General features: G+C 42.7%; 11 protein-coding genes. 5 read left to right on the forward strand and 6 right to left on the reverse strand.

Annotated elements, in window-relative coordinates; translation table 11 throughout:
* Nucleotides 1-174 precede the first annotated feature (174 nt).
* Complete coding sequence (locus tag ACTQ9S_RS13025) at nucleotides 175-597, forward strand: hypothetical protein (RefSeq protein WP_440455173.1); 423 nt, start codon at nucleotides 175-177, stop codon at nucleotides 595-597.
* Between the two features lie 147 nt (nucleotides 598-744).
* Here ACTQ9S_RS13025 and ACTQ9S_RS13030 read toward each other — a convergent pair whose 3' ends face one another.
* Together ACTQ9S_RS13030 and ACTQ9S_RS13035 are read right to left on the reverse strand one after the other, a co-directional pair.
* Complete coding sequence (locus ACTQ9S_RS13030) at nucleotides 745-912, reverse strand: GMC oxidoreductase (RefSeq protein WP_440455214.1); 168 nt, start codon at nucleotides 910-912, stop codon at nucleotides 745-747.
* A 3-nt stretch (nucleotides 913-915) separates the two neighbouring features.
* Nucleotides 916-1,227, reverse strand: coding sequence for a Trp family transcriptional regulator (locus tag ACTQ9S_RS13035; protein ID WP_440455174.1), 312 nt, complete (start codon nucleotides 1,225-1,227; stop codon nucleotides 916-918).
* Between the two features lie 321 nt (nucleotides 1,228-1,548).
* Here ACTQ9S_RS13035 and trpB point away from each other — a divergent pair, with 321 nt between their 5' ends.
* Entirely contained in the window at nucleotides 1,549-2,775 is a 1,227-nt protein-coding gene (gene trpB / locus ACTQ9S_RS13040; RefSeq protein ID WP_350655615.1) for a tryptophan synthase subunit beta, read from the forward strand.
* Between the two features lie 270 nt (nucleotides 2,776-3,045).
* Nucleotides 3,046-3,954, forward strand: coding sequence for a DMT family transporter (locus ACTQ9S_RS13045; protein ID WP_350655614.1), 909 nt, complete (start codon nucleotides 3,046-3,048; stop codon nucleotides 3,952-3,954).
* 31 nt (nucleotides 3,955-3,985) lie between these two features.
* Here the strand turns inward: ACTQ9S_RS13045 and ACTQ9S_RS13050 are convergent, their stop codons facing one another.
* On the reverse strand, nucleotides 3,986-4,549 hold the full coding sequence (locus ACTQ9S_RS13050; protein WP_350655613.1) for a TIGR00730 family Rossman fold protein: 564 nt from the start codon (nucleotides 4,547-4,549) through the stop codon (nucleotides 3,986-3,988).
* Between the two features lie 74 nt (nucleotides 4,550-4,623).
* Nucleotides 4,624-5,772 carry a hypothetical protein gene (locus ACTQ9S_RS13055; protein ID WP_440455175.1) on the reverse strand — a complete coding sequence of 383 codons (1,149 nt, stop codon included), beginning with the start codon at nucleotides 5,770-5,772 and terminating at the stop codon, nucleotides 4,624-4,626.
* Between the two features lie 447 nt (nucleotides 5,773-6,219).
* On the opposite strand from ACTQ9S_RS13055, the gene ACTQ9S_RS13060 reads away from it, so the two are divergent.
* The gene (locus ACTQ9S_RS13060) at nucleotides 6,220-7,332 is read left to right on the forward strand and encodes an alkene reductase (protein WP_440455176.1); all 1,113 of its coding nucleotides are present in this window, start codon (nucleotides 6,220-6,222) and stop codon (nucleotides 7,330-7,332) included.
* A 102-nt stretch (nucleotides 7,333-7,434) separates the two neighbouring features.
* Here the strand turns inward: ACTQ9S_RS13060 and ACTQ9S_RS13065 are convergent, their stop codons facing one another.
* Complete coding sequence (locus ACTQ9S_RS13065) at nucleotides 7,435-8,406, reverse strand: pirin family protein (protein ID WP_440455177.1); 972 nt, start codon at nucleotides 8,404-8,406, stop codon at nucleotides 7,435-7,437.
* Nucleotides 8,407-8,726: 320 nt separating this feature from the next.
* Nucleotides 8,727-10,007, reverse strand: coding sequence for an NAD(P)/FAD-dependent oxidoreductase (locus ACTQ9S_RS13070; protein WP_440455178.1), 1,281 nt, complete (start codon nucleotides 10,005-10,007; stop codon nucleotides 8,727-8,729).
* Nucleotides 10,008-10,648: 641 nt separating this feature from the next.
* Here ACTQ9S_RS13070 and acs point away from each other — a divergent pair.
* Nucleotides 10,649-12,619, forward strand: a complete 1,971-nt coding sequence (gene acs / locus ACTQ9S_RS13075) for an acetate--CoA ligase (protein WP_440455179.1) — start codon at nucleotides 10,649-10,651, stop codon at nucleotides 12,617-12,619.
* The last annotated feature ends 40 nt before the right edge of the window (nucleotides 12,620-12,659 follow it).

A 12,659-nucleotide genomic window follows, 5' to 3' on the forward strand; every position in this document is an offset into this window, starting at 1 on the left:
AGGTTTAATAATTAGTTTATAACACTTTTAAATGGGTTTGGCTATATCACTAATGCGTTAAGTTGCCACACATCTTCTGAATTCAAGCCAGAAGCTTTAGATGTTTTCCAAAATAATTTTAATCAAATATTTAAAATTATTAGTTGCATAAGTTTAACAGCTAAGGATTTAAAAATGGCATCATATCCAAATGGACAAATTTACTGGGATAGCTTTTCAAGTATAAACGGTATTATAAATCTAGACATTGAAGAGTGGTGTTCATTGAGGGGAGATATACATAGTATAAATTTTAAAAATCAATATTTAAAATATATTCCTATAGTATCTTCTACAGATTTAGAAACATGCATTAAGATTAGTAGAGGTCATACTGCAATTACTATGTTACAGAGACTTTTCGCTTATTGTTTGTTCTTAGCCGGACAGCCCTATGATGAAGGTTTGGCACTTAAAGAAGCGAAGGCATTCGCTAATATTGGTGAATCCCAGATTACATCTAGTTTGAGTCAATTTTGGCTTAACTCTATTAAGTCAGGTTTAAATAATTACCCTGTTAGTTTGATCGATAATTTTTCTGATGTTCGAGTAGCATAGTAAGAGATTAGTTTTACTGAGGGTTTTACAAGTCTAACAGTGTTTTGTAGCTAAGAGCAGGATTAGCTAAAAATCTGAAATAAAAATAACGACCCTCAAAAGCATTCTTTATCCAACAAATTCTCCAACAACCTACACAAAGTCATCCTACAAAACAGTCGCCATATTACGCTCAGCAAGCCCCGTTATAAAGACATACGGATTGACGCTAGCGCTACCGGGAATTAACGCACCGTCTTGCACGTAGATGTTTTCGTGCCCTTCGACGCGGCCAACTTCATCGGTCGCTTTGCCGAGTACGCATCTGCTATTCAGGTTTTATCGCTTAATCCCCTCACTAATATCAGGTAGCAATTCATCAACCTGATGCTGGCTAAACACCTTGGCTCCCCTCGACACCGTGGCGATACCTACACCTAGCTTTGCACTAATCTCTCTTTGCGTGACGCCTTGCTGTAGTAAGGCAAATATGGTTAAGCGGTTAGCCAGCTCTGTTTGCTCTTTTTCTGTCATGAGCGCATCGAATATCGCTGATAGACGTTCTGTATTATCAGTTTCAACCAATAGCTTTAGTAGATAATCATAAGCGTCGCTTGCCTGATTGTTCGCCTGAATGTCTTCTTGTAGCATTTTAATACTCCTTCTAATAGTTTCATCTCACTCTCAATTTAGTATGGACTATCGTGGGGTGCATTCCATGCACCACTACTACAACGTTTGACTGGTGCTTAAAAAGCACCCTACGCCGATGATTTTGGATAGTTAAGAGTGGGATAAGTTTGCTATAAATACGTGCAAATCAATTCTAGTTATTGACCTCATACAGGACTTAACTTAAAATACGTTTCAGTGTACTAGAACATAGATACAATGGCCTTATTATAACGCCATAAAAATAATTTGCTTGAATAATTTTTCAAATACTAAAACTTCAAATACTAGGGTTTAACGATGACAACAGAAAATACGACAGACAGCTATGGCCTACATCACTCTATTTTGCCGAGTAGCGAGGGCTTATATGGTGAGTTCGGTGGCAAAATAGGTCATCCAGAACTTGCCAAAGCCATGGAAGAAATCGAAGTAGGATTTCGTGAGATTATCAAAGACGAAGATTTTATCGCTGAGATGAAGCGTTTGCGCGAGACTTACGTCGGCAGACCAAGCCCGATATTTCATGCCAGACGCTTAAGCGAACATTGCGGCGGCGCGCAGATTTATTTTAAGCGTGAAGACCTAAATCATACTGGCGCGCATAAGATTAATCACTGTTTGGGTGAAGTGTTATTGGCGAAGAAGCTCGGTAAAACCAAAGTCATCGCGGAGACAGGCGCAGGGCAACATGGGGTGGCATTAGCAACCGCAGCGGCATTGATGGGTCTTGAGTGTGAGATTCATATGGGCGTGGTCGATATTAAAAAAGAGCATCCTAATGTCAGTCGTATGAAAGTATTGGGCGCTAACATCGTCCCTGTATCACGCGGGGCAGGGACGCTAAAAGAAGCGGTCGACAGCGCCTTTGAGACCTATCTTAATGAGCTTGATAGCAGTATGTTCGCCATTGGCTCAGCTTTGGGCCCTGCACCATATCCTGAGATTGTCAGCTATTTCCAATCAGTCGTTGGACGTGAAGCCCGCGTACAATTTTTAGATACCACTGGTAAATTGCCTAATAAAGTGGTCGCCTGCGTCGGTGGTGGCTCTAATGCTATCGGTATATTCAGTGGCTTTTTGGGCGATGAGAGCGTTGAAAAAGTAGGAGTGGAGCCAGCTGGAGAGGGTTTAGATACGCCCAATCATGCTGCAACGATGACATTGGGTGTGAAAGGTGAGATTCATGGCTTTAAGTGCTATGTGCTACTCGATAAGGATGGCGAGCCAGCCCCCGTACACTCGATTGCCTCTGGTTTGGACTATCCCGGCGTTGGCCCGCAGCATTCGCTGTTACGTGATATGCAGCTGGCGACTTATGAGTCGGCGACAGATGCAGAGTGTCTAGAGGCCTTTATGGCGCTATCACGATTAGAAGGTATCATTCCCGCTTTGGAAACCGCCCATGCCATTGCCTATGCGATGAGAGTTGCCAAAGATATGTCACCTGATGAGACGATTTTGGTTAATTTATCAGGGCGCGGCGACAAGGATATTGATTTTATCTTGGATAAAGTAAAGTTATAAATAATTAATTACCGACAAATACATAAAACAGCACCTATCAAGCGATTAAAAAGTTATCATCGTGGCGTTTTTAACGACATAATGTTTTTAATAATATAACTTTTTACGACTTAGCATTCTTCAAAACTTATAGTCGGTTCAATTTAAAAGTGGTACAAGGCAACCGAGTGCAGATGTATATCTAATACTTCAATCGAGGTTAACGCTGTCACACTTTTATAGTGGATTGACTATAGAAAATGTAGTCTAAACGCTTAATAGGATTAACCAGTGACTAAACGCGACCTCATCATCTTTTTTACCCTCTCTTTTATGTGGTCGCTGTCTTTTATATTTTATCGCGTCGGTGTGCCTGAGTTTGGCTCGATAGCATTTGCAAGCCTACGGGTGTTATTTGCAGGGTTGACCATGCTGGTTTTCGTTTTGCTCAGCTCAGAAAATCGACGCGGCATTCGCGAAAACTGGAAGCTACTGACCGTTGTTGGTCTATTCTCTACTGCCATTCCATTTGTGCTGTTTTCATTCTCAGCACAGACAGTGAACGCCGGTGTATTAGCGGTGCTGAATGCCTCTGTACCTATGATGAGTGGCTTTATCGCCAGTACGTTTTTTAATGATAAGCTCTCAAGAAAACAAATCCTTGGCTTGTTTATCGGTCTTGTAGGTGTCGTCATTTTGATGAGTGAAAGCTTGTTTGCTGGTAGTGATCAAGACTCAAGTCTGATGGCGGGATTATTGCCGATGGGCTATGCTCTATTGGGCTGCGTCGGTTATGCGACCGGGGCAAATATTACCAAAAATTATTTGCAAGGCTTATCACCGATTGCTATCACTGCTGGCTCGACCATTATTGCGAGCATGGTCATGCTACCTATTGGCCTGTATGCGTTTCCGTATGGTAAGAGCATTAGTCTACAAGCTTGGGTATCTGTCATCTGTATCGGGGTATTTTCGACGGCAATCGCACTAATCTTTATGAACCAGCTTATTAAAAATATTGGTCCAATGCGAGCTACGAGTATTACCTTAGTCATTCCAATTTTTGCGATATTCTTTGGTTATGTATTGCTGGGTGAAGCGTTAGATTTGGGCGCGATTATTGGCTCAATAGTGATATTGGTTGGTACGTATTTGTCTTTGAACTTGTCATTAATTATATTTAGGAAAAAGACGGTTTAGTTATGGAGCGTTAGACTGTTTTTACTTAGCGTTAAGTTGTCCATTTAGGTTTAGGTGGCGTATAAGCTGCCATTTTATCAAAGAGTTCTATGATATCGTCTGATATTATCAGCATATCCAGATACTCTTGCTTCATAAAACCACTGGTCACCATGGTCTCAAAAAAGGTAAATAGGCCATCAAAATAACCGTTCACATTTAGGAAGCCACAAGGTTTATTGTGCAGTCCTAACTGGCCCCAAGTCCAAACTTCCGAAATTTCCTCTAATGTTCCAGGACCTCCCGGTAGAGCGATAAAACCATCGGCAAGATTTGCCATAATGGTTTTGCGATCATGCATACTTTTTACCAAAATAAGCTCGTTGACTCCAGTATGAGCCAGCTCCTTATCTGCTAAATGATCTGGAATAACGCCGATGATATGCACACCAGCAGCGATGGCTGTATCGGCCAGTGTACCCATCAGCCCGATCTTACCGCCTCCGTAGACGATATTCAGCTTCTTGATTGCCATTACTTGAGCCAACTCAATTGTTTTTTCTACATGCTTTGGATCTGATCCTTGTCTTGATCCACAAAAAACGGCAATACGCATTAGGTTCCTTAAATTTTTTTTTGCATAAGTTTTTTTACATCAATATTCTGTTTATCGATATTTGAGCATTGTAATTATTGCCCAGTCTCGTCTACACAAATGACCCCGTTAAAACAGTTTCTATCTTTAACTGTATCACGCAGCGAAGGTATGTCTAACGCTTTATTTAATTGATAAGGCGCCACTTCCCATTCGTTTATTTTATGACCGTTTTCATCTTTATCAGGTACAGGGTATAACTGATGACGTTCGCTATCTGACTGCTCCATAAATACTAAGAGTTTTTGTACATCTTCAGCCAGTTGACTGTCAGTACGCTCAGCCAGCTGCATCATCAAGCGTTCATCTTTTAAGAGATAGAATTTACGTATATCGTCATCGATCCATTGAACGTTCTCTGAACCAAAAAAGAGTAGATAGCGATAGGTATCTAACAAAGCGTTGGCATCATCATAGAATCTACTATCTGGATAACGGCTTATAAAATCTTCCCAAAATACAGCACGTTCAACCAATTCTTCAAGAGATATAGCAATCGCAGCATCGAACCAAAATATCTCTTGGTTGTCTTGCGCCATCCGCTGGATAAATTCACTTTGGTCATCTGGTAGATAGGGGGTGAACATATCAGCCATTGCCGTTAGGTCGTGATGAAATTCAAAATGACCTTCGCCCATATATCTTACACTAACGTCAGCTCTGCTCCTTACTAAGCTAATAAGGTATCGGATACGAGGATTGACCTGCTTTAATTGTGCTACCGTCAATTTTCCATCTTGTTCAACATTTTCCATTACGGTGAAGAATGCTTCATCATCCATAGAGCTATCAGCACTCAAAAAACGTCCATACATCGCTTGGTAGTATTCTAGCCATCGCAGTATCTCAGCGTTGTCAGCCACTGGCAAGCAAGCATCTATTTGGCGCTGAACTGTATGAATATCTTCGATTTCACTCTTATTATCAATAGCATTTATCGTGTCATCGAGCTTGGTACAAATGAGCTGCTCTTTTAATGTTTTTTCAGATAACTTTACCAATGCTTTAGTGAGTGCTTTTGGCGTTTTTGCTTCCACGAGAGGTTGGGTACTTGGTGACTCTACAGATTGTGCTGACGTTGAAGTCGTATCTGATGAATCGTTTTTATCTGAAGGGGGCTGACAAGCAGTGATGCCAAGCAATAAGCTTGCACCTATGATGAGTGTCGTTTTGTTCATTTGCACAGACTGCATCCTCTTAGTACTCAATAGAGTACTAATCTTAGTTTTTTGAAAAAATTATTTTGCCTATCAAATATACAAAAAATTGGCTTAAGTATGCAAAGAATAGATAACCCCTAATGAGTTAATGTAGAACTATTGTTTGTTTATATTTACTCTACTATTTTATAGTCTTTTGAGATAGCCAATGTAGCCCTCTTTAAGCATTAAATAGATGTGGAAAGGTGTTTCTGTTTGTAAAGCTTGCTTGAATAATAGTAGATATCCCCTATAAAGAGAACGGTCGTTCAATACAGGTTCTTATTCAATAGGCACTTACTTATTGACTAAGCAAACATACATTTTGTTGACCTAATGACTCATAAAGATTTCATAGTTGTCAGTAAATTACTTTATAGTTATGAATACCACTTTTACCCATATTTTTTATAACAACAAACAAGGCATACCATGGCTTACGATAATTTATTTGAACCAGTAAAAATGGGCACTCAAACCCTAAAAAACCGTATTATTATGGCACCACTAACTCGTCTGCGCGCTGTTGAGCCCGGCGATGTACCGACTGCATTGGCAGGCGAATACTATTCGCAGCGTGCGGCAGGAGCAGGCTTGGTCATCGCAGAGGCGACGCAAGTCTCTTTTCAAGCAAAAGGCTATGCAGGTGCGCCTGGTATCCATACTAGAGATCAAATGACCGCATGGAAAGCCATCGTAGATAATGTCCATGCTAAAGGCGGAAAAATCGTCGTACAGCTATGGCATACGGGTCTTGTGGCGCATGAAAGCGTACAGCCTGATGGCAAAGCACCTATATCAGCATCAGACGTCGAAGTCGGTGCTCGCACCTCTTTACGTGATAGTGACAACCAAGCGATTCGCGTTGAAACGACGCCACCACGCCCAGCCACCGCTGATGAAATAAAGCAAGTCATCAAAGATTTCGCTCATGCAACCAAGACGGCACGTGAAGCAGGCTTTGATGGCGTAGAGGTTCATGGTGCACATGGCTATCTATTGCATCAATTCTGGGTTGAGCAAACCAACAAGCGTGATGACGAATACGGCGGAAGTCGTGAGAACCGCGCACGCTTAACCCTTGATGTCGTTGACGCTTGTGTTGAGGCTTGGGATAACGATCACGTCGGTATACGTATTTCGCCACAAGGCACGTTTAACGCTGTAGAAGCAGGCTACGATGAAGATGATAACATCTGGCTGGTTGAACAGATTAACAAACGCGGTTTGATGTATCTTCATCTATCTGAGCCTGATTGGGCAGGTGGTACGCCATATAACGATGGTTTCCGTCAGCGTATTCGTGATGCCTTTGACAATACGATTATCGCCGCAGGTGGTTATACTGCCGAAAAAGCAGAAAGAAACGTACGCGAAGGGTATATCGATGCAGCCGCCTTTGGTCGTGATTTTATCGCCAATCCTGATTTGGCAGAACGTATCCGTCAAGATGCTCCGCTCAATGAGCAGCATCCAGAGAGTTTCTACGGTGGCGGTGCTGAAGGCTATACCGATTATCCGTATTTGGATCAAAAACAAGCTTAAGTGTACGCTTAGTTTTAAATGTTAAGACAATAAAGAGCCGCCTTACTATGACAGTAAGGCGGCTTTTTTTAAGCTTGTATTAATGGTTAAACGTTTTAGTTATTAGCCAAAGTTACCTGTTTGATAATCACGGAAGGTTTGTTGAATCTCATCTTGGGTGTTCATGACGAATGGACCATAACCTGCTACTGGCTCGCCAATAGGTTCACCGCTCATAAGTAACAGCTTAGCAGGTACAGAGTCGTTGCCGTCCACTTGATAAGTTAACGTAATGGTATCGGTAGTACTTGTATTGATGCTACTTGTATTAATAGTATTCTGCTCATCTTTAGCGTCTATTCCAGTAGGCTCAGCAAACTGAACCAGCTTGCCCGCGTCAACTAGAGTATCGTTGATGAGTAGCTTACCTTGTTGCACCAATATCATAACATTATGGGTGTTCGGCACTTGTAGCGTCGTTGATCCTTCGCTATCAAGCTCAATATCCCATAAGTTGATTGGCGTAAAGGTAGAGGCAATACCGGCTTCCCCTTGCAACTCACCTGCGATAATAGCCGCTTTACCAATTGCATTGTCATTGCTGTCGGTTAACTGAACGACTGCCATCTCATCACGTTTAAGCGTCTGATATTTAGCATCAGTTAGCTTGTCTTTTTTGGGTAGATTGACCCACAATTGCACCATACTAAAGACGCCGCCATGCTGTCCAAAATTTGGCGAGTGAAATTCTTCATGAATGATGCCACGGCCTGCGGTCATCCATTGCACATCACCTTTTAGGATATCACCGCGACCGCCGGTTGAGTCAGCATGGCTAATCTCGCCTTCATAAGCAATGGTTACCGTTTCAAACCCTTTGTGCGGATGCTGACCGACACCATGTGGCTGGGTCTCATAATTTGGATTGGGCGCAAAATTCATTGGTTCGCTGTAATCCAGCATCAAAAACGGATCGCTATGAGCGTAATTAAAGTCAGGGGTGCTGTTAGAGTAGTTGATAAAGGGCTTCACATAAAAACCGTCACCGACCCAATGCGAAGGTTTATCGCCGTGAATGTGTTTAATTTGACGCATATTTCACCTCGTAATTTTATTTATTTGAAGTATTATTAGACTAACTACTATTAATAATATCTACATCTATGAAGTAATATATGGTGTATATCTACACAATTATCAAGAGGCTGTCATTAAGAAGCTATAATCAAAATCAACTCAAGGTTAAGCGCTGTTTCTGCTTAAATTACTTCTTATAATGGGTTTACCTTAAAACCGATACAGTGCGACTGGGATGAATTTTTCGTAGCCTCTGTGATAGCAGCAAGCAAGGAAAATTTATACCAGTCGCACGTGGCGATTAACGTATCGATTTTATTTCGAACTGACTATACTAATTAAACCACTTCACCGCAGACAAAGCCGCTTGCCCAAGCCCATTGGAAGTTGTAGCCGCCAAGCCAGCCTGTGACATCGAGCACCTCACCAATAAAGTATAGTCCGTCTTGAAAGTTGCTTTGCATCGTTTTTGAAGACACCTCATCGGTTTTTACGCCGCCGCGCGTGACCTCAGCCGTACGATAGCCTTCCGTACCAGAGGGTTTGAGTTGCCAACCATTAATAGTAGCCCCAAGCTCAATTAAACGTTCATCTTTAATATTGGCAAGCTCTTTATCTTTAATATCGTCCCACAGTGTCGTTTGTAGAGCCACAAGTAGCTTTTTAGGTAAAGCGTTATCCGTATAATCAGCCAGGACGGTACGGATGAGCTGCTTGGGGTGTGATTTTTTATGAGCAAGTAGAAGGGTGGTGACATCGATATTAGGCAGTAAGTTAATACTGATGTATTCGCCCGTCTGCCAATAGTTGGACAGCTGTAGCATGGCAGGACCAGATAGACCGCGATGGGTAAATAGGAGCGGCAGCTTAAACGAGATGCGTTCATTACTGGCAATCACTGGCAAGCTAATGCCAGACAAGGCGCGGATGAGCTCGCCCGTCTTATCAGTGAAAGTAAAGGGAACAAGACTGGCATCGGTGGACATAAGCTGATGCCCAAATTGCTGTGCCAGCTCATAGCCAAGACCACTCGCACCCATCGTTGGAATAGACAGGCCGCCAGTGGCAACGACTAATGATTCACAGCTATATTTGTTTTGCGAGGGTTTAACGCTATTTGCGATATCTTTTTTACTGAGCTTTTTAGAGGTCAATAACTTAAAGCGCGCGCTGTTCTTGTTCGCGTTGTCATCGTTAATACTGACATTAACCTTATCAATTTGAGTATTAATGCGTATCTGCACACCTACTGAAGCGCATTCATCAAGAAGCATGGTCAAGATATCTTGCGCTGAATCATCGCAAAACAGCTGACCGTGCTCACGCTCATGATAAGCAATTTTGTGTTTCTCAACCATGCCAATGAACTCCCAGCTGGGATAACGGCTCAGAGCTGACTTACAAAAATGCGGATTGGCACTGATAAAGTGTTCAGGCTCGACGAAGTAATTGGTAAAGTTACAGCGTCCACCACCCGACATCAGGATTTTCTTGCCGACTTTATTGGCATGATCGAGCACCAATACGCGACGGCCTCGACGACCAGCGGTGAGCGCGCAGTATAGCCCTGAGGCCCCTGCGCCAATAATGATGACATCGTAATGGGTGTTATTGTCCATGGCGGTTTTGGTCCATAAAGCGCTGCTTTTAAACAAACGTAAAGATAAGGTAGAAGCAATGATATAGTCAGATCAATATAAAAAAGATACAGTGGTATTGGGACAAGTTTTTCTTGCTTGCTGTGCCTACACCGACAGAGGCTACAAAAAATTTGTCCCAATACCACGTCATACTATCGTGTATCCATTTTATTTAGTATCGACTATAGGAATATGCTGATATAAATATCATTTAAAAAAATGTATTTGGTATGGCTATTGTCCATATTTAACCTATGGTTACAAGGGTTAAATGCTTATCAAATTTTTGCGCTGCAAAAGTAATAGAGCGTATAAATACATAAGTAAACAGCTGTACATTGGAATTGTTGTAATTAGTAGTTGCTGTCTTGCATCACTTCTTCTTATTTGTCAAACTAGAATCAAGGCATCACTCATTATGGAAGATGATAGCCTGTTGTCTGCAACCACCGTCGTTACTGATTAGCTGCCGATTATAACTGTCTGATAGTAATGTTATCGCTTCAGTTTCAGTCAGTCTATTAGATAGTTTTTTCTTTTATTCTCGGTATTTTTTATTCTCAATATCTTTTATTTTCGATATTTTATGCAGATAATAATAATTAAAAAAGGAATATTTTATGACTCAGAAATCTTTTCCTATTACGGCTGAATTTATCGCCGCTGCCAATACCACCGCCGAGCAGTACGCTCACGACTACAAACGATCTGTTGAATCACCTGAGGCCACTGATGCATTTTGGGCCGAGCGTGCCGAGCTGATTGATTGGATAAAAAAGCCGACTATCATTAGCAACGTCAGTTATGATTTGGACGACTTTCGTATTAAATGGTACGAGGATGGTGAGCTAAATATCTCAGTAAACTGCCTCGATCGACACCTTAAAACTAACCCCTATAAGCCTGCTATTATTTGGGAAGGTGATCATCCTTCTTTACATAAGATTATCTCCTTTAAAGAGCTGCACGCTGATGTTTGTCGCCTAGGTAATGCTATGCGTAAGCTTGGGGTCAAAAAAGGCGATCGCGTTACCTTGTATATGCCGATGATACCTGAAGCGATGATAGCGATGCTGGCATGTACGCGTATCGGTGCGGTGCATTCGGTCGTGTTTGGTGGTTTTTCCGCCGAGAGCTTAGGTAACCGTATCGTTGATAGTCAATCCAAAATCGTGATTACGGCTGATGAAGGTCTGCGCGGTAATAAGCATACGCCCCTTAAAGTCAATGTCGATCGTGCGCTAGATATGGATGGCACTGATAGCGTTGAAAAAGTCATTGTCGTACATCGTACAGGTAGTTCGATCCCAATGAGTGGTCGCCGTGATGTTTGGTATCACTCTTTAATCGCTGGCGAGCAAGAGCAGTGCGAGCCTGAAGTCATGAATGCCGAAGATCCATTATTTTTGTTATATACCTCTGGTTCGACCGGAAAGCCAAAAGGCGTACTGCATACAACTGGCGGTTATATCACTTATGCGCTATCAACCTTCCGTGATGTCTTTGATATCAAAGACGATGATGTCTATTGGTGTACAGCGGATGTCGGCTGGGTGACCGGTCATACTTATTCCACTTATGGGCCGCTTGCCAGTGGCACGACGACGGTAATGTTTGAGGGCGTGCCTGAATATCCAACATGGGCGCGGATTGGTCATATTATCGATAAGCATAAAATTACGGTTTTATATACGGCACCGACTGCTATCCGCTCGATGATGAAAGAGGGCGATACCTTTGTCCGTGAGTCTAATCGCTCAAGTCTACGCTTGCTCGGTACCGTTGGAGAGCCCATTAATCCTGAGGCGTGGGATTGGTATTATGATGTCGTTGGCGGTGGTCGTTGCCCAATCGTAGATACATGGTGGCAGACTGAAACGGGTGGTATCTTGCTCGCCCCAATACCAGGTACGGTAGCGCTTAAACCGGGTGCCGCGATGAACCCTCTATATGGCATCATACCGCAAGTTATCGATACCGATGGCACCGCACTCGAAGGTCCCGCTGAGGGCAATCTCGCTATTAGTAATAGCTGGCCGGGACAGATGCGTACTATTTATAATGACCATGAGCGCTTTTTGGAGACCTACTTTACTGAGTATCCGGGCTATTACTTTACTGGTGATGGGGTACAACGCGATGAAGATGGGCACTATTGGATTACTGGTCGTGTCGATGATGTCCTCAATGTTTCAGGGCACCGTTTAGGTACTGCAGAAGTTGAAAGTGCAGTAGATGCGCATCCTTCTACTGTCGAAGCAGCCGTCGTTGGTATGCCCCACGAGATTCGCGGTGTGGGCATTGCAGCCTTTATTATTCTCAGTATGGGCGAGGTCGCCAGCGATCAGCTAAAAGCGGAGCTAAATCGTCATGTGCGCACTGAGATTGGCCCAATTGCTAACTTAGATGCTATCTATATCGTTGAGGCGTTACCCAAAACGCGCTCTGGTAAGATTATGCGTCGCATCTTACGCAACCTTGCCGCAGGACAATATGTCGGACTGGGTGATTTATCTACCCTTGCTGATAGTTCGGTCATCAATAAGATTATTGATGTGGTCAAAGCTGAGCGTGAGGGCAAGCGTGGTTAGTCAGTCACAGCCATCATTACTGTATAAATAAATTGGCTAA

This window comes from Psychrobacter sp. ASPA161_9 (assembly GCF_051970275.1).
GTDB lineage: Bacteria > Pseudomonadota > Gammaproteobacteria > Pseudomonadales > Moraxellaceae > Psychrobacter.

Coding starts and splice junctions, on each gene's coding strand:
- ACTQ9S_RS13035 (WP_440455174.1), bottom strand. CDS start 1,227: ATGCTACAAGAAGACATTCAGGCGAACAATCAGGCAAGCGACGCTTAT.
- trpB (WP_350655615.1), top strand. CDS start 1,549: ATGACAACAGAAAATACGACAGACAGCTATGGCCTACATCACTCTATT.
- ACTQ9S_RS13070 (WP_440455178.1), bottom strand. CDS start 10,007: ATGGACAATAACACCCATTACGATGTCATCATTATTGGCGCAGGGGCC.
- acs (WP_440455179.1), top strand. CDS start 10,649: ATGACTCAGAAATCTTTTCCTATTACGGCTGAATTTATCGCCGCTGCC.
- ACTQ9S_RS13060 (WP_440455176.1), top strand. CDS start 6,220: ATGGCTTACGATAATTTATTTGAACCAGTAAAAATGGGCACTCAAACC.
- ACTQ9S_RS13025 (WP_440455173.1), top strand. CDS start 175: ATGGCATCATATCCAAATGGACAAATTTACTGGGATAGCTTTTCAAGT.
- ACTQ9S_RS13050 (WP_350655613.1), bottom strand. CDS start 4,549: ATGCGTATTGCCGTTTTTTGTGGATCAAGACAAGGATCAGATCCAAAG.
- ACTQ9S_RS13065 (WP_440455177.1), bottom strand. CDS start 8,406: ATGCGTCAAATTAAACACATTCACGGCGATAAACCTTCGCATTGGGTC.